Below are 25,609 nucleotides of genomic sequence, written 5' to 3'. Positions count from 1 at the left end.
CCCGCGTCCCACCCGCCCGGGCCCGCCTCCGGACGGCGAGCGGCGGGGCACCCCGAAGGGATGCCCCGCCGCCCTCGTTTCCCGGTGTCGGCCGCCCGCTACGGCAGCTGGTTGATCTTGAACGTCGAGGTCGTGTTCCGCACGTCCACGGCGTTGTCGCTCATCCTCAGGTTCTGGATGGTCACCTCGCCCACCGCCGGCCCTTGGCCCGCCTCGGGCATCTCGTTCGCCCAGAGGCCGAACCCGGACTTGGCGTCGAAGGCGTCACCGCTCTTCTTCGCCCCCGTGATGGTGATGTCCTTCAGAATGGTGTCCTTGATGGGATTGACCGGCTGGCCGCCGACGTACTGCGTCTGGAACATGATTCCGCTGTAGGTCGGATCGACGATGTCCACCTGGTTGATGCGGATTCCCTGGAACACCTTGGACGCCGAGAAGATCCAGATTCCGGGGAAGGTCTGCGCCCCCCAGAAATGGCCTCCGGCGCGGACGATCGAGATGTTCTCGAAGAGCGTCGGGTCGGTCCCGAAGCCGTTCATCGGATACCCGAAGTCCAGCGAGCTGATGGTGATGCCCGAGTAGACGAGGATGTCGGCGATGTAGATGTTGCGGAAGGTGTTGTCGAAGCCGCCGTAGACGGCGACACCGGCCGCGCGCCAGGTCAGGATGGCGCTCAGGTTCTCGTAGACGTTGTTCTTCATGTCCGCGCCGCCCGCGTCGATGGCGGAGAACAGCGCGAAGCTGTCGTCACCCGTCGAGCGCGCCTCGATGTTGGTCACGAGGTTGTCGGTGCTGCCGTTGGTCATGTTGATGCCGTCGGCGAAGGTGTCGCGGATCCGCGAGTTCTTGATCGTGATCCGGTCGGTGTTGGCGCCCCAGTAGAGGCACACCTGGTGTTCGTTCCAGATGTTGTCGATGGTCATGTCGGTCACGTTGGAGAAGTCGAAGACCTTGCCCGGACCGTCGATGCGCGAGGTGTAGTTGCCGAAGTAGGCGAAGCCCGTGAAGGACGAGCCCTTCGCGGTGCCCTCCGCGCGCCAGCCGTTGTCGGTGTTGTCCTGCGAGGACGGGGCGTGGAAGCGCGTGAACCACGGTCCGGCGCCGACGACCTGCACGGCCTTCCCGTACACCTGGAACTTGCTGGCCGTGGCGTAGTCGCCCGGCGGCAGGTAGACGCCCACGAGCTTGCCCGTGGTGTCCATGCGGACCTTGTCCAGGGCGTTCTGCACGTCCTGGTGGGTGAAGCCGGCGGGTACCGCGTAGGTCGCCGGGTCGGGGTTGGGGATCACCGCGGCCTGTTCCAGGCTCACGAAGTCGATCGCGTAGGTGGTGGTGTTCGCGGCGTCCTTCTGGAGGCGGATCTTGCTGCCCTGCGGGACGGTCTCGCCGAGGAGGATGTTGGCCTCGTCGTAGATGTGCCGCGGGGCTCCGGCGCTCGGCGCGTTGCCCGGGCCGGCCTCGGCCCCGTAGAGCCAGGCGTACTTCGAGGTCAGCGGCAGGGCCTTCTTCAGGACGCCGTTGACGTAGACGTTGATGGTGGAGTCGATGCCGCCGCCGCCCGGGGCGTCCGGGATGGAGAAGCGGGTGACCAGGGTGTTGGTCGCCGCCCGGGTGGTGAACTCGACGTACTCGCCGGTCGCGTCCAGGTTCACCGCCTTGCGGCCCGAAGCCTCGCCGGCAATGTCGCCGACGGTCCGGTTGGGGCCGACGACGTTGGCGCCGCCGCCGACCACGCCGTCCTCGGCCTCGTAGGTGTCGTAGGGCATGTTCGCCCCGCGGCCGACGAAGAGGTGCTTGGCGGAGGTGTTGTTGGCGCGCTTGACCGGCAGTTCGTTGGCATCGTCGGCGAGGACCACCTTGACGGTGTACTTGCCGTTGGCCGCCGACCAGTTGCCGAGGGCGATCGGGGCCGAGGAGGCACCGGCGGCGAGGGCGCCGCCGAAGGATCCCGTCAGGGTACGGACGGTGGCGCCGGCCGCGTCCTGCAGGGTGAGGGTGACGTTGTGGGTGCCCGCGGCGGCGGCCACGGTGCCCTGGTTCTTGACCGTCACGGAGAACTCCACGGACTGACCGGCGGACGGGGCGCTCGGCGACCAGCCGACGGACGAGGCCACCAGGTCCGAGCTGTCGACGGGGCGGACCACCAGCGGGGAGCCGGTGAGGCTGTTGTTGGTGTCGTTCTGCTCGATGACCGTGTTCGCCTCGTCGACGATCGCGCTCAGCGGGTAGCTGCCCGCGTCGCGCGGGCCGATGCCGGCCGTGACGGTGGCCGTGGCTCCGGCGGCCAGCGCGGGAACGTTGGCGGATGCGGTCTTCGAGCCGCCGAGCTGGAAGGAGACGGAGGTCGCCGCCGCCGGGGCCGGGCCGCTGTTCTTGACCGTGGCGGACAGCGTGACGGGGTCCGACTCGACCGGGGCGGCCGGGGCCGCGCTCACCGCGGTGACCTGGAGGTCCGGGTTGGGCGCCGCGACGCCGATGACCTGGAACTCGGCGATCTGGCCGTTGGAGGAGCCGGTGTTGGAGGTGAAGCGCAGCTGCACGTCCGCGACCCGGGCGTTCACCGGGACGGTGACGGTGTTGGAGCCGGAGGCCGGGTTGAAGACGTAGTCCTTGGCGGCCACCAGGCCGGTGACGCCCGAGGCGCTCTGCTCGCGGCCGAGCACCTGGATGGTCTGGGTGCGGGTGCCCCAGCTGCTGTCCGGGTTGAGCTTGAGGACCAGGCGGTCGACGTCGGCGTTGGACCCGAGCTTGACGGTCAGCGTGCTCGGGTAGGCGCCGCCGGCGCCCTCCCAGTAGGTGGAGGTGCTGTTGTCGTTGGCGTTCTCCGCGACGAAGGTGTGGATCACGGAGGAGCCCTCGATGGGCTTGCCGACGGCCAGGTTGGAGCCGCCTCCGCCTCCGCTGCCGTTGCGGGTCACGGAGTTGCTGTCGCCGGAGCGGTTGCCGGCGGCGTCCTTGGCCCGGACGGCGTAGCTCACGGTGGCGGTGGCCGGCTGGGTGTCGGTGTGGGTGGTGGCGTTGCCCGCGACCGTGGTGAGCAGCACGTTGTTGGCGAAGACCTCGTAGCCGGTGACGCCGACGTTGTCGCTGGAGGCCTGCCACACCAGCTTGATCTGGCCGGAGGCCGGCTCGGTGAAGGCCAGGGCGCCCGGGGCGGTCGGGGCCTGGGTGTCGCCGGTGTCGCCGGCGCGGGTGACGCTGTTGCTGTTCGCCGACTGGTTGCCGGCCGCGTCCTTGGCCCGGACGTAGTACGTCACGCTCGCGGAGGCGGGCTGGGTGTCGGTGTAGGTGGTGACGTCGCCCGCGACGCTCGTGCGCAGCTGGTTGTTGGCGTAGACCTCGTACCCGGTGACGCCCGTGTTGTCGGTGGCGGCGTTCCAGGTGAGCTTGATCTGGCCGGTCGCGGGCTCGGTGTGGGCGAGCGCCGTCGGGGCGGTCGGGGCCTGGGTGTCGCCGGTCGTCGGGCCGTAGACCTCCAGCTCGGAGAGCTGTCCGCCGGGCTGTACGGAGTTCGCCGATATCCACACCCGCACGTAGCGGGTGGTGGTGGCGTCGAAGGTGACGGTCACCGTGTTGGCGCCGGCGGCGTTGAACTCGTACGCCTTGGACGCCGTCAGGTCGGTGTGCTCCGTGCCGTTGGCGCTGCCCTGGATCTTGAGGGTCTGGGTGCGGGCGCCCCAGCTCTCGGGCAGCTTGAGGACCACGCGGTCCACGCGGACCGAGGAACCCAGGTCGGCCTGGAGCCACTGGGGCATGGCGTTGTTGACGCTCTCCCAGTAGCTGGCGGCGTTGCCGTCGCCGGCATTGCCCGGCGCGTAGATCTGGGTACTGCTGCTCGCGGAGAACGTCTTGCCGGCGGCCAGGTTGCTCCCGGAGTCACCCGGGGCCCGGACCTCCAGCTCGGAGAGCTGGGCGGCCTGCCAGCCGGTGTTGGCGGTGATGTCGATCCGCACGTACCGGGCCTGGGTGGCCGGGAAGCCGATGGTCACCACGTTTCCGGCGCCCTGGCCGAAGGTGTACGTCGCCGAGCTCACCAGGGTGCTGAAGCTGGTGCCGTCGGCGCTGCCCTGGACGGACAGGGTCTGGTTGCGGCTCTCCCAGGAGGCGGGGAGCTTGAGCACCACCTGGTCGACGCGGGTGGTGGCTCCGAGGTCGGTCTGCACCCACTGCGGGAGGGTGCTGCCGGCGCTCTCCCAGTACGAGGACTGGTTGCCGTCGGTGACGTTGCCGGCGGTGTAGGCGCCGTTGGTGCTGCTCGCCGTGGCGGGCCTGCCCGCCGAGACGCTCGGCCCGCCGGCGGCCACGGCGGTGAGAGCGGGCCAGCCCAGCATCAGCAGGGCCGTGCTGAGCAAGGCGGCCAGGGTCCGCCATCTCCAGTTGAGCCTTCTCATATGTCCTCGTCCCTCGACATGAACTTTCTGAACCATGGGAGATAGGAATTTGCAGGGTGCGGTGCGACAATTGCAGAGCTTTGACGAGTCGTCTACATCTCCGACCGCACTTTCATGCCGTCATCTCTTGCGCAAGCTGGGCGCAAATAACGCAAGCCATTTGCGTGAGAGACCCACATTCCACTTACGCCCGAATCGCCCTACCGTTCCTAGATGCGGTTCCTCCACACGAGGGCTCGGCGCCTCGGGCTCCCCCGACGGGCCGCCTCCCAGATCCTGCTGACCCAGCTGGCCATCGCCGCCGGGGTCCTCGCCCTCGCCACCGGCCTCTTCCTGGCCCCGCTGAGCGCGCAGCTCGACGACCAGGCCATGAGACGCGCCCTGGCCATCGCCCAGAGCGCCGCCGCCGACCCCTCCCTGGCCGCCGGCCTCCTCGACTCCGCCCCCTCCCCGGACAGCCCGGTACAGACCTCGGCGGAGCGGATCCGCTCGGCCACCGGCGCCGAGTACGTGGTGGTCCTGGACCTGGCCGGCATCCGCCGCTCGCACCCCAGCCCCGACCGCATCGGGCGGCCCGTCTCCACCGACCCCGGCGACGCCCTGGCGGGCCGCGAGGTGATGGAGATCGACGAGGGCACCCTGGGCCGCTCCGCACGCGGCAAGGTCCCCCTGCTCGCCGCCGACGGCGAGATCGTCGGCGCCGTCTCGGTCGGCATCGCCTACGACAGCGTCCAGGGCCGCCTGCTCGGCGCCATCCCGGGGCTGCTCGCGTACGCGGGCGGCGCCCTGGCGGCGGGCGCCCTCGCCGCCTACCTGCTCTCGCGCAGGATCCACCGGCAGACCCGCGACCTGGCCTTCTCCGACATCGCGGGCCTGCTCGCCGAACGCGAGGCGATGCTGCACTCCATCCGCGAAGGCGTGATCGCCCTCGACCGGGCCGGCCGGGTCCGGCTGGTCAACGACGAGGCCGCCCGGCTGCTGGGGCTCGCGCCCGAGGCCGCCGCCGCCGTCGCGGGACGCGCACTGGACGAGGTGCTCGGCGCGGGCCGCACCACCGACGTCCTCACCGGCCGGGTCACCGGCCGCGACCTGCTCACCGTCCAGGGCCCCCGGGTGCTGGTCGCCAACCGGATGCCCACCGAGGACGGCGGAGCCGTGGCCACCCTGCGCGACCGCACCGAGCTGGAGCACCTGGGCCGCGAGCTCGACTCCACCAAGGGCCTGATCGACGCCCTGCGCGCCCAGGACCACGAGCACGCCAACCGGCTCCACACCCTCCTCGGCCTGCTGGAACTGGGCCTGTACGAGGAGGCCGTGGAATTCGTCACGGAGGTGGTCGGCGTGCACCGCAGCACCGCCGAGCAGGTCACCGAGAAGGTGCACGACCCGCTGCTCGCCGCCCTGCTGATGGGCAAGGCAACGGTCGCGGCGGAGCGCGGGGTCCCCCTGCGGCTGGCCGATTCGGCCCTGCTGCCCGACCGCCTCGTGGACCCGGGGGGCCTGGTCACCATCCTCGGCAACCTGGTCGACAACGCGCTGGACGCCGCGGCCGGCTCGCCCGCCCCGCTGGTCGAGGTCGACATCCGGGCGGACGGCCGCGCAGCGGTCCTGCTGGTCCGCGACAGCGGCCCCGGCGTGCCGGTGGCGCGCCGCGAGGAGATCTTCACCGAGGGCTGGTCGACCAAACAGCCCCGGGCGGGAGCCCACCGCGGACGCGGGCTCGGCCTCGCCCTGGTGCGGCGCCTGGCCGAGCGGCAGGGCGGCACGGTCCGGGCCGGAGAATCAGCGGACGGCGGGGCGGAATTCTCCGTCGTACTCCCGGAGGCCCTGCGATGAGCGACTTCGACGTACTGGTCGTCGACGACGACACGCGCGTTGCCCGGATCAACGCGGCCTACGTGGCCAAGGTTCCCGGCTTCCGCGTGTCGGCCCAGGCCCATTCCGCGGCGGAGTCACTGGTGCTCCTCGACTCCCGCCCCGTGGACCTGATCCTCCTCGACCACTACCTCCCCGACGAGAACGGCCTCGACCTGGTCCGGCGCCTGCGCGAGCGCGGCCACCGCACCGACGTGATCATGGTGACGGCCGCCCGCGACCTGGCCACCGTCCAGGCCGCGATGCGTCTCGGGGCCCTCCAGTACCTGGTCAAGCCCTTCACCTTCGCGGGCCTGCGCACCCGCCTGGAGGCCTACGGGGCCCTGCGCCGCACCCTGGACACGGGCGGCGAGGCCGAACAGGCGGAGGTGGACCGGATCTTCGGCGCCCTCGCCGCGGCCGGCGCCGACGCCCCGAGCGACCTCCCCAAGGGACACTCCCCCACCACCGCCGACCTGGTCCGCGGGATCCTGCGGGCGGCCGAAGGCCCGCTCTCCACCCAGCAGATCGCCGACCGCGCGGGCATCAGCCGCCAGACCGCCCAGCGCTACCTCAAGCTCCTCGACCGCGCCGGCCGCGTCGTCCTCGCCCTCCGGTACGGCGAAACGGGCCGCCCGGAACACCGCTACGCCTGGCGTCCGCCCACTGCCGGCTGACGCCGGGCAGCCGGGGCCCGCTCCCCGCGACGCCGGCCCTACACCGCCCCGGCCCCCGTCAGCGCGCGGACCTCGGTCTCCGCGTGCCGCCGCTCGTCCGGTTCCTCCGCCGACGTCACGGTGCCCAGCCAGCCCGCCAGGAAGCCCAGCGGGATCGACACGATGCCCGGGTTCTGGAGCGGGAAGAGCTGGAAGTCCACGCCCGGGAAGAGGGATTCGGGGCTGCCGGAGACGACCGGGGACAGGGCCACCAGCAGCACGGCCGGGAGCAGCCCCCCGTACACCGACCAGACGGCGCCCCGCGTGGTGAACCCGCGCCAGAACAGCGAGTACAGGAGCACCGGCAGGTTCGCCGAGGCTGCCACCGCGAAGGCCAGACCCACCAGGAAGGCCACGTTCAGGTCCTGGGCGAGCAGACCCAGCGCGATCGCCACCGCCCCGATCCCGACCGCCGCCACCCTGGCCACCGCCACCTCGCTGCGCTGACGGGCGTGGCGGCGCTTGAGCGAGGCGTACAGGTCGTGCGCGACGGAGGCCGACGAGGCGAGGGTGATCCCCGCGACCACGGCGAGGATGGTCGCGAAGGCGATGGCCGCAACGAAGGCGAACAGCACCGCGCCGCCCGTCGAGTCGGCCCCGCCGCCCAGGAAGGCCGCGAGCAGCGGAACCGCCGTGTTTCCCGATGCGTTGGAGGCCCTGACCTCCTCAGGCCCGAGCAGCGCCGCCGCGCCGAAGCCCAGCACGATGGTCATCAGGTAGAAGCCGCCGATCAGTCCGATCGCCCACACCACCGACCGGCGGGCCGCCCGCGCCGTGGGCACGGTGTAGAAGCGCGACAGGATGTGCGGCAGCCCGGCCGTCCCCAGGACCAGGGCGAGGCCGAGGCTCATGAAGTCGAAGCGGGCCGTCCAGTCGCCGCCGTACTTGAGCCCGGGGCCCAGGAACCGGTCGCCGTGCCCGCTGCGTTCGGCGGCGCTGCTGAGCAGTTGGTCGAAGTTCCCGTGGAAGCGCAGCAGCACGAGCACCGTCAGGGTGATCGCCCCGCCCATCAGCAGCACGGCCTTGACGATCTGGATCCAGGTGGTGGCCCGCATGCCGCCGAAGGACACGTAGATCACCATGAGCGCACCGACCCCGATGACGGTCAACGTCCGTGCGGTGCGGCCCGAATCGGCGAGCAGCAGGCCCACCAGACTGCCGGCTCCGACCATCTGCGCGACGAGGTACAGCACGGAGACGACCACCGACGAGGTACCGGCGGCGATCCGCACCGGCCGCTCGCTCATCCGCGCGGCGACCACGTCGGCGAGGGTGAACCGGCCGCAGTTGCGGACGAGTTCGGCGACGAGGAACAGGACGACCAGCCAGGCGACGAGGAAGCCCACCGAGTACAGCAGGCCGTCGTAGCCGAAGAGGGCGATGAGGCCGGAGATGCCGAGGAAGGAGGCGGCGGACATGTAGTCGCCGGCAATGGCGAAACCGTTCTCCATGGGGGAGAACAGCCGCCCGCCCGCGTAGAACTCCTCTGCCGAACCGTGCCGGTTGCGGCTCACCCACGTGGTGATGCCCAGGGTGACGGCGATGAAGACGCTGAACAGGAGCAGCGCCAGGGTCTGGTGCTCGGTGGTCACCGGCCCGCCCCCCGCGCCCGGGTGCGCTCCCCGGCGTCCGCCCGGCGGACCTGCTCCTGCTCGAAGACCGTCCAGCGCAGGTCCAGGGCCGCGCGGTCGCGCCGCAGCCGGGCGTGCCGGGCATAGGCCCAGGTGAGGAGGAAGGTGCTGAGGAACTGGCCGAGGCCCGCGAGCAGGGCCACGTTGACGGACCCGAACACCGGCCGGGCCATCATGCCGGGTGCCGTGGTGGCGGCGATCACGTAGGCGACGTACCAGAGGAAGAAGCCGGCGGTCGCGGGGACGACGAACCTCCGGTAGCGGCTCCGCACCTCCTGGAAGGCGGCGCTGCGCTGCACTTCGAGGTAGATGTCGGACGCCGCGCGCGCGGGCGCGCCACCTGGGGAGGAGGTCGGCCGTGACGTTTCCGCTCCGCCGCCCGCCGCTCCGCCGGCACCCTCGCCGGCACCCTCGCCCTCGCCCCAACCGACGGCCAGCGCGTCGTACCAGGGGTCGTCCAGCCGGATCGTTCCGGCATCACGACCTTCGTGCTTGTCCACCGAACTCTCCTTGTCCGCCGCCGCAGTGGCCGCGTGCCCACAAGGATGTGCGGGAGGGACGGTTTCCGGACTGGTGTCCCGGTGCTCTTCACTCCATCAGGTGATGGAGTGAAGAGCACCGGTGTGCCAGGGCCACGGAAGTGCCACCGGGGGTCCCGCGGTGGCGGCGGGTCCGCTCAGGCGTCGATCCGCGAGCGGTCCAGGGTGGCGGCGGAGCTGGTGATGAACTCCTTGCGCGGAGCCACCTCGTTGCCCATGAGCAGGTCGAAGACCGACTCGGCCGAATCCAGGTCGCCGATGTTGATCCGGCGCAGGGTGCGGAAGCGGGGATCCATGGTGGTCTCCGCGAGCTGGTCGGCGTCCATCTCACCGAGGCCCTTGTAGCGCTGGATCGAGTCCTTGTACCGGATGTTCTTGCGCTGGTACTCCAGCAGGGTCTGGCGCAGCTCGTTGTCCGAGTACGTGTAGACGTACTTGTCCTGGCCCTTCTTCGGCTGGACCAGCTCGATCCGGTGCAGCGGCGGCACCGCGGCGAAGACCCGGCCGGCCTCGACCATCGGGCGCATGTACCGCTGGAAGAGCGTGAGCAGCAGGCAGCGGATGTGCGCGCCGTCCACATCGGCGTCCACGAGCAGGACGATCTTCCCGTAGCGGGCGGCGTCGATGTCGAAGGTCCGGCCCGAACCGGCTCCTATGACCTGGATGATCGCCCCGCACTCGGCGTTCTTGAGCATGTCCGAGACCGAGGACTTCTGGACGTTGAGGATCTTGCCGCGGATGGGCAGCAGCGCCTGGAACTCGGAGTTCCGGGCGAGCTTCGCCGTACCGAGCGCCGAGTCCCCCTCGACGATGAAGAGCTCGCTGCGCTCCACGTCGTCGCTGCGGCAGTCGGCCAGCTTGGCGGGCAGCGAGGAGGACTCCAGCGCGGTCTTGCGGCGCTGCGCCTCCTTGTGCTGGCGGGCCGCGATGCGGGTCCGCGCGGCCGCGACGATCTTCTCCATCACGGAGCGGGCCTGCTGCTTGTCGTCCCGCTTGGTGGAGGTCAGGAACGCCTTGAGCTCCTTGGCCACGACGGCCGCGACGATCCGGGTGGCCGCCGAGGTGCCGAGCACCTCCTTGGTCTGGCCCTCGAACTGCGGCTCGGCGAGGCGGACGGTGACGACCGCCGTCATGCCCTCCATCGCGTCGTCCTTGACCACGTCGTCCTCGGCCACGCGCAGCAGCTTCGCGGAGCGCAGCACATCGTTCACGGTCTTGGTGACCGAGCGCTCGAAGCCGGAGATGTGGGTGCCGCCCTTGGGGGTGGCGATGATGTTCACGAACGACTTCACGTTCGTCTCGTACCCCGTGCCCCAGCGCAGGGCGATGTCCACGCCGAGCTCCCGGGTGACCTCGGTGGGGGTCATGTGGCCGCGGTCGTCGAGGACCGGGACGGTCTCCTTGAAGGTGCCGGTGCCCGTCAGGCGCAGGACGTCGCAGGCCGCCTTGTCCTGGGCGAGGTACTCGCAGAACTCGCTGATGCCCCCGTCGAAGCGGAAGGTCTCCTCGGTCTTGCCTGCCCCTTCCAGGCCCCGCTCGTCGCGGACCACGATGGTCAGACCGGGCACGAGGAAGGCCGTCTGGCGGGCGCGCTGGTAGAGCGTGTCCAGCGTGAGCTTGGCGTCCTTGAGGAAGATCTGCCGGTCGGCCCAGTACCGCACGCGGGTGCCGGTCCGGCCCTTGGGCACGCGCTTGATCTTGCGCAGGCCGTTGGCCGGGTCGAAGGGGCTGTCGGGACCCTGCTCGGTGAACATGCCGGGAACACCGCGACGGAAGCTGATGGCGTGCGTGGAGCTGCCCCGGTCGACCTCGACGTCGAGGCGGGCGGAGAGGGCGTTGACCACGGAGGCTCCGACGCCGTGCAGGCCGCCGGAGGCCGCGTACGACCCGCCGCCGAACTTGCCGCCGGCGTGCAGCTTGGTCATGACGACCTCGATGCCGGACAGGCCGGTCTTGGGCTCGACGTCCACGGGGATGCCGCGGCCGTTGTCGCGGACCTCCACGGAGGAGTCCTCGTGGAGGATCACCTCGATGTGGTCGCAGTACCCGCCCAGGGCCTCATCGACGGAATTGTCGATGATCTCCCAGAGGCAGTGCATGAGGCCCCGGCTGTCGGTGGAGCCGATATACATGCCGGGGCGCTTGCGGACGGCCTCGAGGCCCTCGAGGACGAGCAGGTGCCGCGCGGTGTAGTTGGAGCCGTCCCGGTCTGCTCCGGTCAGCAGTGCGCTGGAAGGCACGGACGTGTCGGCGGTCACGCAGTTCGCTCCTCGCTGAATTTCTTTTCTGGCCCGGTCGGGCGCAGTGGTGGCTCGGTTGCCGTTGGAAGGGTACCGAGGCCTGGTAGAGCCGATGCAACGCCATCCCAGCCCCTTCACCAGCCTAGTGCAGATCCGCACGCATGTTCGATCCCCCGTGGGGGTGAAGCAAACATCACGTTCCCTTCCACGCATGAACCATTTAGTGTTCGGGCACGTCCTCATGAACAACCGGCACTCAGCCGGAGAGGGCAGAACTGCGACAAGCGAACGACCTGACAACGCGAAACCGTAAAGCAACGCAATACGGCTCCTTCGCCGCCAACCGGCAACGGCCGGCCAGCTTCGGAAGGAAGTTTCGAGGAAAAGCCGCGAGCGGGAACGTTTTCGGCCTGGTTGGATGTTGACCCTGGTACGACAGCTCGTCGAGCTAGAGAAGAGGCGACGTGACTACTGTTCTGACACCCGCGACCCCGCTGACGGCCGCTGACCGATGCGACCGTTGCGGCGCCCAGGCATATCTGCGCGTCGTCCTGCTGAGCGGCGGTGAACTGCTCTTCTGTGCCCACCACGGGCGCAAGTTCGAGCCGGAACTCAAGAAGATCGCCGCGGAAATACAGGATGAGACCGAGCGGCTTACGTCCGCTCCGGCGGCCAGTGCCGCCGAACCCGAGGACCGCTGACACAAGGCCTACACCTCGCATCCGACGAGCCAGGACCGGCGAAGCCGGTCGACGGGCGGTACCTCTGCGACCCAGAGGCACCGCCCGTCCTCATGTCCGGACAGACGCGGCCGGACGCGGTTCAGCGCTTCGGCACGGTCCGGTCCCCCGCCGCGAGGCCCCTCCCGGGCCCCTGAGCGGGGGCTAGGTCGATCCCCAGCGCTCCGCGGGCACCAGGGCGGGCCGGAGCCCCCCGGGCCGCCTCAGAGCCACTGGTGGACTCCGCGACGAAGCCGATCAGCGGGGCGATCCGCGTGTACACCCCCGGGCTGTCCGCACGCCCGCAGCCGCGCCCCCAGGACACCAGTCCGATGAGCCGCCCCCGGGCCACCAGGGGGCCGCCGCTGTCCCCCTGGCAGGCGTCCTTGCCGCCCGCGCGCTCCCCCGCGCACACCATGGAGTCGGACCGGTACTGACCGTCGGCGTCTCCCGGGTAGGCGCGCCCGCACACCTCGTCCGCCAGCACGGTCACCCCGGCGGCCCGCAGCTCGTAGGCGTAGTCGCCGAAGCCGCTCGTGTCGCCCCAGCCGTATACGGCGGCCTCGGTACCGGCCCCGTACGCCGGGTGCCCCGCGTCGGCCATCGGCAGCACGCTCTGCGCGGCCACCGCTTCGGCCAGCTCCAGGACGGCCAGGTCGCCGGCGTTGCTGCCCGGGTCGTAGGCCGGGTTCACCCGGGCGGAACGCACCGCGATCTCCCTGCCCTCGCTCGCACGCAGTTCCGTACGCCCGGTGATCACCCGGAAATCGCGGAGGGAGTCGACCGGGCCTCCCAGCACCTGGCGCCCCAGGCAGTGGGCCGCCGTCACGACCTTGGTCGGGGCGACGAGGACGCCCCCGCAGAACTGGCCGCCGCGCGTACCCCCGAACCGGTCACGGCTCGCGAGGGCCACGACCCACGGGGCATCGGCCGCCTTCACCGGCCTTCCGCCGATCACCACGCTGTCCGCGGCCGCTCGCGGCGCCTGGAAGAGCGGCGCCGCCGCCGCTCCCGCCGCCAGGGTCAGCGCTCCCGCCAGGACACGGGCAAAGGGACGACGCATGAGGCCTCCTGACTCCGAGTGTGCATGACTCCACTCAGAGTGGGACGCCCGGTGACCGCGCGCACCCGCGCGGCCACCGGCGACGACCTGCGGCGAACCCCTCGCCGCGCCCTTCCGGACCGGGCCGGTTCAGTCCAGGTAGTCGCGCAGCACCTGCGAGCGCGACGGGTGACGCAGCTTCGACATGGTCTTCGACTCGATCTGGCGGATGCGCTCACGGGTGACCCCGTAGACCTTGCCGATCTCGTCGAGCGTCTTCGGCTGGCCGTCCGTGAGGCCGAAGCGCATGGAGACCACGCCCGCCTCGCGCTCGCTCAGCGTGTCGAGGACCGAGTGCAGCTGCTCCTGCAGGAGCGTGAAGCTCACGGCGTCGGCCGGGACGACCGCTTCGGAGTCCTCGATGAGGTCACCGAACTCGCTGTCGCCGTCCTCGCCGAGCGGGGTGTGCAGGGAGATCGGCTCCCGGCCGTACTTCTGGACCTCGATGACCTTCTCGGGGGTCATGTCGAGTTCCTTGGCCAGCTCCTCCGGGGTGGGCTCGCGGCCCAGGTCCTGGAGCATCTGCCGCTGGACGCGGGCCAGCTTGTTGATGACCTCGACCATGTGCACCGGGATGCGGATGGTGCGGGCCTGGTCGGCCATGGCGCGGGTGATCGCCTGCCGGATCCACCAGGTGGCGTACGTGGAGAACTTGTAGCCCTTGGTGTAGTCGAACTTCTCCACGGCGCGGATGAGACCCAGGTTGCCCTCCTGGATCAGGTCCAGGAAGAGCATGCCGCGGCCGGTGTAGCGCTTGGCCAGGGAGACCACGAGGCGGAGGTTGGCCTCCAGCAGGTGGTTCTTGGCCCGGCGGCCGTCCTCGGCGATGATCTCCAGCTCGCGCTTGAGCTTGGGCGCCAGCTTGTCGGAGTTGGCGAGCTTGTCCTCGCCGAAGAGGCCGGCCTCGATGCGCTTGGCGAGCTCGACCTCCTGCTCGGCATTGAGGAGCGGAACCTTGCCGATCTGCTTGAGGTAGTCCTTGACGGGGTCGGCGGTGGCGCCGGCCACGGCGACCTGCTGCGCCGGGGCGTCGTCCTCGTCGTCCGAGATGACGAAGCCCTTGTTCTCGGCGCCCTCCTCCTCGTCCTCGGACTCGGCCTTGGCGGCCCCGGGAGTCTCTTCGGAGGCCTCTTCGTCGCCCGCTTCGTCGGAGTCCTTCTTGGCCGCGGTCTTCTTCGCCGCCGTCTTCTTGGCCGCGGCCTTCTTGGCGGGCGCGGCCTTCTTCGCCGCCGTCTTCTTCGCCGCCGCCTTCTTGGCGGCGGGCTCGGTCGCGGTCCCCTCCGCGAGGGCGTCGACGTCGGCCGGCCCCGTTTCCGCCTCCTCGGCCACCGCGTCCGGTACGGCGGCGGGCGCGGCCGCCGTCTTGGCCGCCGCCTTCTTGGCGACGGGCTCGGTGGCCGTCCGCTTGACGGGGCTCTTCGCTGCGACGCTCTTGCGGGTGGTGCGCTTGGGCGACTCCGCGGCACTGACCATCAGCGTCACACCCTCTTCCTCGAGGATCTGGTTGAGGCTGCGCAGAACATTCTTCCACTGGGTCGCAGGAATCTGGTCAGCCTCGAAGGCCCGACGCACGTCATCGCCGGCGATCTGCCCCTCGGCCTTGCCCCGCTCGATGAGCGCCATCACAGACTCGGAATCGGCGATCTCCGGCGGGAGCGTACGGGATGTGCTGGCCGACACGAACAACCTCTCGGAACGATGGAAACGGCTTCCGACCCCGGCCTGGTGGTGCTGGACCGGAGCCGACGACCACCGACTGGGGATGGGCCGGGGGCGCGGGCAGGGGCCGGGGAGCTGCACAGCACCCCCAAGGGCTGCTGTCTTCCCTCCGTCGGCCATCACCTCTTAGGTCATCGCGTGACCTCGCGGAGCGTTACGCCCAATCTTCGTGGCCCGAGTCACACCACGTTTGATGCCATGCCGGTCATACCGTTATTTGTGCACGTCCGGTGTGTCCTAACACGCCCCGTTTCGCGGGCCGGACGGATCCCCGGAAGCGGCCCCCCGGCGGCCGCGGACCGGAGCCGGGAACCGAACCGGGGCGCTCAGGACCCGGACGGGGAGCCGGACTCCGCCGCCGGCCCCTCCCCGGAATCCGTCCCGGGGTGCCGCCCGGGACCGGCGGCACGCCGACGCGCCGACCCCAGCGCGCTCGGGCCCGTCAGTGCTCGCGCGGGGCGGGAACCACGCGCTCGACCTCCGGATGCACCGTCAAAAGCTGCCGCATGGCGTTCTCCGCGCCCAGCGCGTCACCGGCGGCGAGCGCCTCGACCATGCGCGCGTGGTGCGCGACGCAGGTCTCGCTGGGGCGGTCGCAGGAGGTGATGGGACTGCCGGACACCTGCAGCGCGCCGGAGACGATGCCCGAGAGGTGCTCCAGCATCCGGTTGGCCGCGACCTGGATGAGCAGGGCGTGGAACTCGTTGTCCGCACGCGCGAAGGTGATCGAATCGCCCTGGCCGAGGGCGTGTCCCATGATCTCGACCATGTCGGCGAGGCGCTGCTGGATCTCCGGGCGGCCGTGGCCGGCGGCGAGGCGGGCGGCGAGCGGCTCGATGGTCCAGCGGAGCTCGCCCAGCTCGCGGCGCTGGTCGTCGCGCTGCGGGCCGAAGGCCCGCCACTCGATGATGTCGGGGTCGAGCAGGTTCCAGTCGGCCACCGGGCGGACCCGGGTGCCGACGTTGGGGCGGGCGCTGACGAGGCCCTTGGCCTCGAGGACCCGCAGCGATTCGCGGACGACGGTACGGGAGACCTCGAAACGCTGTCCGATCTCCTCGGGGACCAGCGGGCGGTCCGCGCCGAGGTCGCCGGAAACGATCATCTGGCCGAGCTGCTGGACGAGTTGGCCGTGCAGTCCGCGGCCGCGGCTGCCCGCGGCGCGGCGGCCGACCCGGCCCAACTCGACGTCGGGCCCGTCCCAGTGGGGCACTCCCACCCGGTCGGCCCCCGAGGCCTCCGGGTAGGGGTAGCGGTCGAGTTCGCCCGCGCCGGCGAGGCCGGAATCGGCATGGCGGGCGGCGGTCATCATGGTGTGCGCAAGGGTACTCACGAATCCTTTGTCGGCCGTGTCCCGGCGACCCTTGAGGTCTTTGGTGAAAAGCACACGAAAGGGTGATCGGTGCCACCTACGCAATTGACGACTTATCGTAAAGAACCGGGCCTTTCGCGGGGAGTTGCGGTCCGCCGGGCCTGATGTGGACCACAACGGTCCCGTTGGGTCCGGACCGGCACCGGAACGATCACCAACGATCCCTCACAAACGGACGCGGCCGCGCAGTCCTGTGAACCCATAGGCGCACAACAGAACCATCAGCGACAACACCAGCGCGGTGCCGACCGGTTGCGCCATCACCCGGATCGCCCCGAGGACCACCCGGTCCGCCTCCGGCGGCCATTGCGCCCAGGCCAGGCCGCGCAGCCGCTCGGCGAGCCCGGTGACCGGGTACGCGGACGGGCCGTCCAGGGCCTTGCGCACCAGCGGTACGACCATCACCGGTACGGCGAGCACCGCGGCCAGGCCCGCCGAGGCGGACCGGAAGACGCCGGAGGCCAGGACTCCGGACCAGGCGCAGCCGACGAGCAGGCCCGCCCAACTCGCCGCCGGAGCGACCCACTCCGCGGGCGTACGGAGCGGCCCGCCGCCGAACACCAGCGTCAGGGCCGCGGCGTCGGCGGTCACGGCGAGGGCGCCGAGCAGGAGCGCGAGGACGGCGCTGACGCCGAGCTTCGCCGTGAGCAGCCCGAGCCGACGCGGGACGGTGCCGCGGTCGGCGGCGAGCGCGGGGTAGCGGTACTCCTCTCCGAAGGCCAGGGCTCCGAGCAGTCCGGCCCCGAGCGCGGCGGGCGGCAGCGGAAGCAACTCCGGCCAGGCGGCGAGCAACTTGTTCTGCGGGGTGTGGCCGGCCCGGGCCAGCACCAGTGCCGTGACGACGGAGACGGCGACGACGAAGGCGGCGGTGAGTGCGGGGGTGGCGGTGCCGAACATCCGGTGCAGTTCGTAGCGCAGGGGTCGCAACGGGCCTCCGAGCCGGCGCACGGCCGAGGCGGGCCGCCCCGGGCGGGCGGCGCGGCCGGGGCGGGCGTCGCGGCCGGGGCCGGCGGCGCGGCCGGGGTCGGCGGGGCGGGCGGGGTCGGCGGGGCGGGCGGGGTCGGTCCGGTCCGCGCCGCCCGCGCCGGAGGCGGCCGGGCTTCCGTCGGCGGCCGGGGTGCCGTCGGCTGTCGCGGCCCGGGCGGCCCCGGATCCAGCCCGGTCCCGGGCGCGCGGCAGCGACGGCGGCGCTCCCGCGTCTCCGGTCTCGTCGGCGAGTTGGTGGACGAGTACGCCGTGCCGGAAGGCGGCCTCGCCGACTTCGGCACAGTTGCTGCCGTAGACCGACAGCCGGCTGCCGCTCTCCTCCACGATCTCCACCGTGCGCTGGGCCGCCCGCGCTTCCCGGCCCAGTACGTCGGCCAGCCGGGCGGCGTGCGGGGTGCGCACGGCGACCCGAGGCCGCAACCGGGTCCGGGCGAAATCCGCGGCGTCCTGGTCGGCGACGAGCCGGCCCGCCTCGATGCTCACGACCCGGTCCGCAATGCGGGCGGCCTCCTTCGCGTCGTCGGTGGTGAAGAGCACCGCGCCGCCGAGGGAGGCGTGGCCGCGCAGCAGCCCGTGCAGCCAGCTCCGCTCGCGGGGCGAGAGCCCGGCGGCGGGCTCGTCGAGGAGGAGCGTGCAGGGGTCTGCGAGCAGGGCCGCGGCCAGCGCGACCCTGCGCTCCATGCCGAGCGAGAGCGACCCGAGCCGCTGGTCGCGCAGTCCCGCGACGCCGACGACCTCCAGCATGGCGTCGGCCCGCGCGGCCGGCACGCCCGCGGCGGCGCACAGCATCCGCAACTGGCCGCGCACGGTGCGCGAGGGGTTGCCCGGGAGATCGCCGAGGAGCACGCCGACCTCGCGGCCCGGATGCGGGATCCGGTGCAGGGGGCGCCCGCGGAAGTACGTGACTCCGCGCCCCGGTTCGAGTTCGAGCATGAGCCGCAGCGCGGTGGTCTTGCCCGAGCCGGGCTCGCCGAGCAGCGCGGTCACGCTCCCGGGGCGGGCCTCGAAGGTGAGGTCGTCCACGAGGGGCGGGAGGTTTCGGCGGGGGGTGCTGGTGAGTCCGATGGCCTGGAGCATCGCTTCTCTCGCGGGGGGTGAGACCGCTCTGCGGCAGGGTGAGTTCTGCCAACAAGATAACGCGATATGTCCGATTTAAGGCGTAAGTGGCCGCGCATCGCACCCGTGTCGGCACCGAAGCCTTCGTCCGCGGGGGTGCGAGTCCGGCTACCTGCCGGAACGCCGCCCCGCGTGGCACCCCGGCGTCGGTGCGGGGCGCCCGGAGATCAGACTTCGGGGCGCAGCATCGGCGGGTTGAGCAGGGTCGCCCCGCCGGCCCGGAACAGCTGGGCGGGACGGCCGCCCTGACGCGTCGTCGTCCCTCCTGCGGGCACCAGGAACCCAGGGGTGCCGGTGACCTTCCGGTGGAAGTTGCGGGGGTCGAGGGCGACCCCCCAGACCGCTTCGTAGACCCGGCGCAGCTCGCCGACGGTGAACTCGGGAGGGCAGAAGGCGGTGGCCAGCGAGGAGTACTCGATCTTCGAGCGGGCCCGCTCGACACCGTCGGCGAGGATCTGCTCGTGATCGAAGGCGAGTCCGGCACCGGCCTGGCCGTCCGTGGAGAGGAGCTCGTCGACGGGGGCCCAGCGCGCGCTGTTGGCATCGCCGCCGGCCCGGGGGGCGGGCAGATCCGGAGCCAGCACCAGGTGCGCCACGCTGACCACGCGCATGCGCGGATCCCGCTTCGGATCACCGTAGGTCGCCAGCTGTTCGAGGTGCGCCCCGTTGCCCACGTCGGGGGCGGCCGGGTCGTGGGCGCAGAGGCCGGTCTCCTCGGACAGCTCGCGGGCCGCGGCCGCCGACAGGTCCTCGTCCCCGCGCACGAAGCCGCCGGGCAGCGCCCAGCGCCCCTGGAACGGCTGCTCACCCCGTCGGATGACCAACGCGCAGAGCGCGTGGCGCCGCACGGTGAGCACGACCAGGTCGACGGTGACGGCGAAGGGCGGGAAGGCCGACGGGTCGTAGGGCGACATGCCGCGATCATAGTCGTCTGCTTGACGATAAACAGAGCTTTGGAGATCTTCGGACCACGGAACCGGAAGCCGCGGCCCGATCCGGCCCCCTCGGCGGGGCGCCGCCTACCCGCCCAGTTGCAGCGCATCGGCCGCCTCCTCGACCATGCCCAGGCCCAGCCGGCTGATCCGGACGGCGAAGGGCTCCCCCGAAACCCGCAGCCCCGAGAGGCGGAGCTCACCGAGCGGCGCGCCGGGGAGCGGTACGAGGGCGACCGTTCCGGCGGGCGCGTCCGGGCGGATCCCGGCCAGGGCGGCCAGTACGTGGATCCCCGCGGCCGCCGCGACCGCCGCCGGCCGGCAGGCCGCCGGATGCGGAAGCGGAGCGCTGCCGGCGGTGCGCTGCTCGGCCGCGTACATCTCCGGGAGGCGGTACCCGAAGCCCTCCGCCGCGTCCAGCATGCCCCGGAGCAGCCCCATGGCCTCCTTCTCGAAGCCCGCCTGGGCCAGGCCCGCCACGGCGACCGCGCTCTCGTACGGCCGCACCGCGCCCGAGCGGTAGCCGAACGGGTTGTGCCCCGGCTCGCGGACCGCCATGCTCCGCAGTCCCCAGCCGGAATCCATGGCGGGGGCTCCCAGCAGCCGGGCCACCTGCTCGGTACGGACCCGGTCCAGGAGCCCGCGCGCGAGCCGGCCGCCGCCGAGCAGCCCGGTGTCCAGCAAGTGGGCGGCGGCCCCCGTCAGCCGGGGCAGCGGCCGCCCGTCGGGATGCAGGGCCGCCGCGGGCCGCCCGCCGTCCGGGCCGTCGACCCAGAAGCGGGCTGCGAACCGCTCCCGCAGCTCGGCGGCCCGCTCCCGCCACTCCTCGGCTCCGGGCCGCCCGCACCCGGCGAGCAGGTCGGCCCCGAGGAGCGCGGCGCGGTGGGCGTGGGCCTGGGTTTCACAGCGCCGCGGTCCCGGATCGGGATCGGCCAGGAAGCCGTCCTCCCCGAAGGCGCCCCGGATCCAGTCCAGGCACCGCTCGGCGGCCGGGAGCAGCCGGGCCACCTCCGCCTCGGGCATCCCCCAGCGCCGGGCTTCGGCGAGGACCGCGGGGAATGCGAGCGTCGCCTCGGTCCCGGTGCATCCCGGGGGCAGCTGCGGCCCGGCCCCGCGGAGCGGCCCCGGGATCTTCCCCGCGTCGCCGCCCCGCCCGCCGGTCTGGGTCCGGGCCAGGATGCGCAGGGTCGCGGCGGCCAGTCCGGTGCCGAGCGGGAGCGCCATGCGGGCGGCCCACAGGGATTCCGCCGGGGCCAGGCCGAGCCGCCACGGCACTCCGGCCGCCGCGTAGCTGTCGGCCGGTTCCTTCGGGTCCCTGAGCAGCAGCGCCCCCAGGTCCTGCACGCTCGTCCGCAGCCATGCCCCGGTCCGCGGGTCGTCTCCCTCCGCGCGGGCCTCGCCGGACAGCGGGTTGGCCACCTGGCCGGCGGTGGCCCGGGCCCCTCGGTCGCGGGTGGTCCGCAGCTCGATGGTGCGGGATTCGCCGGGGCGCAGTTCGAGCTGCCAGCGCAGCAGCCCGGCGGAGGCCAGCGCGTCGTCCGGAGGCGGCTCGGCCGCGGTGACGGCCTGGGCCTCGCCGTTGGTCCAGCGCAGCCCGGCGGCGTGCACCGCGGCGGGCAGCTCCGGCCCGGCCCGGCCGGCGGCCACCTCGGCCAGCTCCGCCAGGTCGGTGCCGAGCGAGAGCTCCACCGGGAACCTCAGGGACCGGCCGGTGAAGCTGCGCAGGGTGATCCGCTCGGTGCCGTCGGCGTGCCGGACCCGCTCGACTCCGACGTCGGGATCGGGCCCGGGCTCCGCTCCGGTCCGGACGGTCGCGGTGAAGGAGGCCCGGTCGGCGCCGAGACTGCGGCCCTGGACCGCGACCGGGTCCCGGCCGCCGACGCGCAGCACGCAGCGGGACAGCAGCCGGAGCCCGGCACGGTAGATCCCGTCGGCCCCCCGCCCGGTGAGCTGGCCGTGCTCGGGCGAGACGACCAGGCACGGGGCGGCGACACAGATGACGGCACCGTGCACGGGCGGCAGGTCGGCCCCGCGCGAGGGGGCCGCGCGGGCGGGAGCTACGCGGGCTGGAGGTACGGGGTGAGCCATGGGTCGCCTTGTCTGCGCTCCGGGTGGATCGGCTGGGCGGGGGCGCGGCCGGATCCCCACCACCCCCCAGCGCAACGCCCCCGCCCCCGCCCGGGTCACGGGCCCCGGCGGGGACTGCGCCCGGCGGAGCATCCGCCTTCGCCCGGGCCGTCGCCGCAGGACCGCTCGCACCCCGTCCCGCAGCCACCCCCTGAGCACGGACCCGCGGTCTTCGCCCCGGCCGCGCATCACTGCTCGCTCCCCGCGGTGCTGCCGGACTCGCGGCGGCCGCTCGTGCGGCCCGGGCGGCCGGGCGGCCTGGTGACGGCGCCCGCCCGCCGGGGTCCTGCGGGCAGGCGCCCCCGGCGCGGCTCCCGGCGCCGCCGCTCCTCCCGCAGGCACTCCCGCAGGCCCTCCGGGTCGATCCCCTCGTTGCAGGCGTGGTGGAGCAACTGTGCGAAGCGGTACCCGTCGTCCGCCCGGAGTGCCAGCCCCAGCGCGATCCTGGCCGTCGGCTCGTCCCCGGTGGACCAGGAGACCCAGCCCGCCAGGGTGAGGGGGGCCGCCGCGTGCTCCCCGTAGGCCCCGACGCAGCGCCGGGCCAGCGCCCGCCACAGCCGCAGGGCGGGGGCCGCCTCCTCACCCTCCATCCACTCGGCGGCGATGTCGCGGATCTCGCGGTCCTGGAGCCCGAGGATCAACGAGGCGGCCTCGTCGTGGCCCAGCAGCGCGTCGTCCCGGGCATCGGCTCCGGGGCCGCCTTCGGCGGTCGGGGCGAGGATCATGCGCTGGATCAGCGCGCGGGCGAGGAGCACCGTCTCGGCTCCCACCTCCTCACGGGTGGCCCCGTCGAGGATCTTCGGCACCAGCGCGACGGCCGCCCGGTCCAGGGCCCCCTCCATCTCGCCGGCCACCGTCCCGCGCAGCGGTGTCAGCCGGCGCTCGATCTCCTGGAGGGAGCCGCGTACCTGGAGTCCGGCGAACGTGGCCGCGGCGGCCATCACCGAGGTGCCGGGCGCGGCCAGCGCACTGCCCTCGGCGGGGCAGCAGCGCTCGTCCGGACAGCAGTAGGACCAGTACCGCCCGGCGGAGAGGCACAGGGCCTCCAGTACGGGCACGTCGAGTGCCCCGCAGGCCAGCCGGATCCGCTGGGCGAACGGGCGCAGCCTGGTCATCACCCGCTGCGCGCTGCCCCCGCGGCGCGGGTCCTGGCAGAGGAAGACGATGATGCCGTCGGGCTTGGCGCCGCGCCGCACACTGCCGCGGATCAGGCAGTCGGCGACCTGCCGGGCGGTGTCCTCCCATTCCTCGGGAGCGGCGGGGATGCCCACCCGGAGCCTGCCGCCGAAGCGGCCGGCCTCCCCGTGGACGGCGACCATGACGAGGGAGTCGCTCGGGTGGAAGCCGAGCATGTAGGGCAGTGCGTCGGCCAGTTCGGCCGGACTGCGCAGGGTGATCCGGGAGGCGTCGACGCCTCCGGACGGGCCGGTGGACGAGGGGTCGGACGGGGTGCGTGCTGCTTCGTGGTGGTTCGTCATGTCCCGAAGGTCCCGTGTCCGGCCGGATCCGGAAACCCCTGTGGATAACTCCGCGGCAGCGGCATGCCGCCTGCGCCACGGGGCACCCACGCCCACGTACGTCCTTGCCGACCGCGCCTGCCAGGGGGCCCGACCGTGGGTGCCCACCGGGCACGAACGGCCTGGCCGCCGGGGCAGGCGAGGTGCTCTCAGCCCGCCAGGGCAAGGGTCAGGGGCAGCACCTGGGCGGCTCCGCTCTGGCGCAGGAGGCGCGCGCCCACAGCCAGGGTCCAGCCGGATTCGGCGTAGTCGTCGACGAGCAGGACCGGTCCCGGGGTGGCGGCCAGGGCCGCGGCGAGTTCGTCGGGGACCGTGAACGAGGCGGCCAGGGCGCGCAGCCGCTGGGCGGAGTTGCTGCGGTGTGCGCCGTGCTCGCCGGCCTGCGGGGTGTAGGCGAGGCTCCCCAGCAGCGGGAGCCGGCCGACCCGGGCCAGGCCCTCGGCGAGCGAGGCCACCAGCTGCGGGCGGGAGCGCGAGGGCATGGCGACGATCCCCACGGGGCGGGCCATCGCACCGTCCGAGCCGGCGGCCCAGCCGCCCGGTGACCGGGCCCAGTCGGCGACCACCGTCACCACGGCCGCCAGCACGTCGTCCGGTACCGGCCCGTCCGCGGCCTGCTCCGACAGGAGCGGGCGCAGGCGGTTGCCCCAGCCGATGTCCGACAGCCTCCCCAGCGCGCGCCCGGTGGCCGCCTGCTGGCCCACGGGGATGCGGCCCTTGAGGTCGACGCCGACCGCGGGCATGCCCGAGGGCCACATCCGGCGGGGTTCGATCTCGACCCCCGGGCGGTCCAGCTCGCCGGTCGCCTCGTCGAGGGCCCCGTGGGACACCGCGGGATCGAGCCAGGGCCCGGCGCAGGAGTCGCAGCGGCCGCACGGGGTCGCCTTCTCGTCGTCGAGCTGCCGCTGCAGGAACTCCATCCGGCACCCCGTGGTCGCCACGTAGTCCCGCATGGCCTGCTGCTCCGCCTGCCGCTGCCGGGCCACCCACTCGTACCGCTGGGCGTCGTACTCCCACGGCTGCCCGGTGGAGGTCCAGCCCCCCTTCACGCGCTTGACCGCACCGTCCACGTCCAGGACCTTGAGCATCGTCTCCAGCCGCGACCGCCGGAGATCCACCAACGGTTCCAGCGCCGGCAGCGACAGCGGACGGCCCGCCTGCTCCAGCACCTCCAGGGTCCGCCGGACCTGCTCCTCGGGCGGGAACCCCACCGAAGCGAAGTACGCCCAGATCGCCTCGTCCTCCCGCCCCGGCAGCAGCAGGACGTCGGCATGGTCCACGCCACGCCCCGCACGCCCCACCTGCTGGTAGTAGGCGATCGGGGACGAGGGCGAGCCCAGGTGCACCACGAACCCCAGGTCCGGCTTGTCGAAGCCCATCCCCAGCGCGGAGGTCGCCACCAGCGCCTTCACCCGGTTCGCCAGCAGGTCTTCCTCGGCCTGCAGCCGCTCGGCGTTCTCCGTCTTCCCCGTGTAGGAGGCCACCGGATACCCGCGCTGCCTCAGGAACGCCGCGACCTCCTCCGCGGCCGCCACCGTCAGCGTGTAGATGATCCCCGAGCCCGGCAGATCCCCCAGCCGCTCCCCCAGCCACGCCAGCCGGTGCGCCGCGTTCGGCAGCTCCAGTACCCCCAGCCGCAGGCTCTCCCGGTCCAGCGGCCCGCGCAGGACCAGGGCGCCCCCGCCTCCCGTGCCCAGCTGCTCGGCCACGTCCGCCGTGACGCGTGCGTTGGCCGTCGCGGTGGTGGCGAGTACGGGCACGCCGGGGGCGAGCTCGGCGAGCATGGTGCGCAGCCGGCGGTAGTCGGGGCGGAAGTCGTGGCCCCAGTCCGAGATGCAGTGGGCCTCGTCGACCACCAGCAGGCCGGTCGTGGCAGCGAGCTTGGGCAGCACCTGCTCCCGGAAGTCCACGGAATTGAGGCGCTCCGGACTCACGAGGAGAACGTCGGTCTCGCCCCGCTCGACCTCCCCGTAGATCGTCTCCCACTCCTCGGGGTTGGCCGAGTTGATCGTCCGCGCCTGGATCCCGGCCCGCGCCGCCGCGTCGACCTGGTTGCGCATCAGCGCGAGGAGCGGCGAGATGATCACGGTCGGGCCCGCGCCGCGACGGCGCAGCAGGGCCGTCGCCACGAAGTACACGGCCGACTTGCCCCACCCCGTACGCTGCACCACCAGCGCCCGCCGGCGCTCCTCCACCAGGGCGGACACGGCCTGCCACTGGTCCTCCCGCAGCCGCGCCGAACCCCCCGGGGCACCGACCAGCTCAGCGAGGACGGCATCGGCTTCAGCGCGCAGCTCCAGGTTGTCCATGCCCCCATGCAACCCGATGGCCAGGACAATCGGCCAATTCACCCAGCGTGACGGTCGGCCACAAGCCGTCCCCGTCTCCGCGCGGCCCCTGCGGCGGGCAGCCGCCGAGGAGCCGTTTCCCCAGGTGCGGCACTCCGGCCTGGACCGAATGAGTCATCTTCGGCGTGGCGGGGCAAGGATATGAACGGCATACCGGCGAATTCCGGTCGGCGGCTCCAATTGCTCGTTGCCGCATGCTCACGGGCCACGCGAGAATTGTCTTGCTCCCGCTCGGCTCGACGGCGCTCTCCTGGGCCGTGCCGGGGCGCGCCCGCACTCCAGCTGTGCCCGTTCGCGGGCGT

At 72.7% G+C, this 25,609-nt stretch carries 15 protein-coding genes; 3 read left to right on the top strand and 12 right to left on the bottom strand.

What is annotated here, in order from left to right; all coding sequences use genetic code 11:
- Positions 1-98: 98 nt before the first annotated feature.
- Positions 99-4,391 carry a galactose-binding domain-containing protein gene (locus AC6CKD_RS14695; RefSeq protein ID WP_498327692.1) on the bottom strand — a complete coding sequence of 1,431 codons (4,293 nt, stop codon included), beginning with the start codon at positions 4,389-4,391 and terminating at the stop codon, positions 99-101.
- Between the two features lie 213 nt (positions 4,392-4,604).
- Here AC6CKD_RS14695 and AC6CKD_RS14690 point away from each other — a divergent pair, with 213 nt between their 5' ends.
- Both AC6CKD_RS14690 and AC6CKD_RS14685 read left to right on the top strand, forming a co-directional pair.
- Positions 4,605-6,227 (top strand): sensor histidine kinase, encoded by a 1,623-nt coding sequence (locus AC6CKD_RS14690; RefSeq protein ID WP_498327691.1) that lies wholly within the window; start codon positions 4,605-4,607, stop codon positions 6,225-6,227.
- Complete coding sequence (locus AC6CKD_RS14685) at positions 6,224-6,922, top strand: response regulator (RefSeq protein WP_498327689.1); 699 nt, start codon at positions 6,224-6,226, stop codon at positions 6,920-6,922. Before AC6CKD_RS14690 ends, AC6CKD_RS14685 begins: the two co-directional genes overlap by 4 nt.
- Positions 6,923-6,960: 38 nt before the next feature.
- Here the strand turns inward: AC6CKD_RS14685 and AC6CKD_RS14680 are convergent, their stop codons facing one another.
- The 3 genes from AC6CKD_RS14680 to AC6CKD_RS14670 all read right to left on the bottom strand — a co-directional run bounded on the left by AC6CKD_RS14680 (position 6,961) and on the right by AC6CKD_RS14670 (position 11,389).
- Positions 6,961-8,553, bottom strand: coding sequence for a monocarboxylic acid transporter (locus AC6CKD_RS14680; protein ID WP_356513213.1), 1,593 nt, complete (start codon positions 8,551-8,553; stop codon positions 6,961-6,963).
- A complete protein-coding gene (locus AC6CKD_RS14675; protein ID WP_498327688.1) occupies positions 8,550-9,092 on the bottom strand; it encodes a DUF485 domain-containing protein in 543 nt (180 codons plus the stop codon). Before AC6CKD_RS14675 ends, AC6CKD_RS14680 begins: the two co-directional genes overlap by 4 nt.
- A gap of 176 nt (positions 9,093-9,268) precedes the next feature.
- Entirely contained in the window at positions 9,269-11,389 is a 2,121-nt protein-coding gene (locus AC6CKD_RS14670; RefSeq protein WP_498327686.1) for a DNA gyrase/topoisomerase IV subunit B, read from the bottom strand.
- Between the two features lie 446 nt (positions 11,390-11,835).
- Between AC6CKD_RS14670 and AC6CKD_RS14665 the strand changes: the two genes are divergently transcribed.
- A complete protein-coding gene (locus AC6CKD_RS14665) occupies positions 11,836-12,072 on the top strand; it encodes a DUF7455 domain-containing protein (protein ID WP_112449103.1) in 237 nt (78 codons plus the stop codon).
- Between the two features lie 121 nt (positions 12,073-12,193).
- Here the strand turns inward: AC6CKD_RS14665 and AC6CKD_RS14660 are convergent, their stop codons facing one another.
- The 8 genes from AC6CKD_RS14660 to AC6CKD_RS14625 all read right to left on the bottom strand — a co-directional run bounded on the left by AC6CKD_RS14660 (position 12,194) and on the right by AC6CKD_RS14625 (position 25,268).
- Positions 12,194-13,153, bottom strand: a complete 960-nt coding sequence (locus AC6CKD_RS14660) for a serine protease (protein ID WP_498327685.1) — start codon at positions 13,151-13,153, stop codon at positions 12,194-12,196.
- 129 nt (positions 13,154-13,282) lie between these two features.
- Complete coding sequence (locus tag AC6CKD_RS14655) at positions 13,283-14,878, bottom strand: RNA polymerase sigma factor (RefSeq protein WP_498327683.1); 1,596 nt, start codon at positions 14,876-14,878, stop codon at positions 13,283-13,285.
- Between the two features lie 475 nt (positions 14,879-15,353).
- The gene (locus AC6CKD_RS14650) at positions 15,354-16,295 is read right to left on the bottom strand and encodes a FadR/GntR family transcriptional regulator (RefSeq protein ID WP_498327682.1); all 942 of its coding nucleotides are present in this window, start codon (positions 16,293-16,295) and stop codon (positions 15,354-15,356) included.
- 150 nt (positions 16,296-16,445) lie between these two features.
- Positions 16,446-18,344 carry an ATP-binding cassette domain-containing protein gene (locus AC6CKD_RS14645; RefSeq protein ID WP_498327681.1) on the bottom strand — a complete coding sequence of 633 codons (1,899 nt, stop codon included), beginning with the start codon at positions 18,342-18,344 and terminating at the stop codon, positions 16,446-16,448.
- Between the two features lie 206 nt (positions 18,345-18,550).
- Positions 18,551-19,297 (bottom strand): NUDIX hydrolase, encoded by a 747-nt coding sequence (locus AC6CKD_RS14640; protein WP_498327679.1) that lies wholly within the window; start codon positions 19,295-19,297, stop codon positions 18,551-18,553.
- A 105-nt stretch (positions 19,298-19,402) separates the two neighbouring features.
- Positions 19,403-21,403, bottom strand: coding sequence for an amylo-alpha-1,6-glucosidase (locus AC6CKD_RS14635; protein ID WP_498327677.1), 2,001 nt, complete (start codon positions 21,401-21,403; stop codon positions 19,403-19,405).
- A gap of 227 nt (positions 21,404-21,630) precedes the next feature.
- On the bottom strand, positions 21,631-22,920 hold the full coding sequence (locus AC6CKD_RS14630) for a DUF4192 domain-containing protein (RefSeq protein WP_498327676.1): 1,290 nt from the start codon (positions 22,918-22,920) through the stop codon (positions 21,631-21,633).
- A gap of 188 nt (positions 22,921-23,108) precedes the next feature.
- Positions 23,109-25,268, bottom strand: coding sequence for a RecQ family ATP-dependent DNA helicase (locus AC6CKD_RS14625; protein ID WP_498327674.1), 2,160 nt, complete (start codon positions 25,266-25,268; stop codon positions 23,109-23,111).
- Between the last annotated feature and the right edge of the window lie 341 nt (positions 25,269-25,609).

The organism is Streptomyces sp. GQ60, from assembly GCF_059758875.1.
This window is presented reverse-complemented; position numbering and strand designations above follow the sequence as displayed.

What these genes read in the sequence shown, in the direction of transcription:
- AC6CKD_RS14640 (WP_498327679.1), bottom strand. Translation starts at nt 19,297, where the DNA reads ATGTCGCCCTACGACCCGTCGGCCTTCCCGCCCTTCGCCGTCACCGTC.
- AC6CKD_RS14630 (WP_498327676.1), bottom strand. Translation starts at nt 22,920, where the DNA reads ATGACGAACCACCACGAAGCAGCACGCACCCCGTCCGACCCCTCGTCC.
- AC6CKD_RS14645 (WP_498327681.1), bottom strand. Translation starts at nt 18,344, where the DNA reads ATGCTCCAGGCCATCGGACTCACCAGCACCCCCCGCCGAAACCTCCCG.
- AC6CKD_RS14690 (WP_498327691.1), top strand. Translation starts at nt 4,605, where the DNA reads ATGCGGTTCCTCCACACGAGGGCTCGGCGCCTCGGGCTCCCCCGACGG.
- AC6CKD_RS14695 (WP_498327692.1), bottom strand. Translation starts at nt 4,391, where the DNA reads ATGAGAAGGCTCAACTGGAGATGGCGGACCCTGGCCGCCTTGCTCAGC.
- AC6CKD_RS14625 (WP_498327674.1), bottom strand. Translation starts at nt 25,268, where the DNA reads ATGGACAACCTGGAGCTGCGCGCTGAAGCCGATGCCGTCCTCGCTGAG.
- AC6CKD_RS14685 (WP_498327689.1), top strand. Translation starts at nt 6,224, where the DNA reads ATGAGCGACTTCGACGTACTGGTCGTCGACGACGACACGCGCGTTGCC.
- AC6CKD_RS14635 (WP_498327677.1), bottom strand. Translation starts at nt 21,403, where the DNA reads ATGGCTCACCCCGTACCTCCAGCCCGCGTAGCTCCCGCCCGCGCGGCC.
- AC6CKD_RS14660 (WP_498327685.1), bottom strand. Translation starts at nt 13,153, where the DNA reads ATGCGTCGTCCCTTTGCCCGTGTCCTGGCGGGAGCGCTGACCCTGGCG.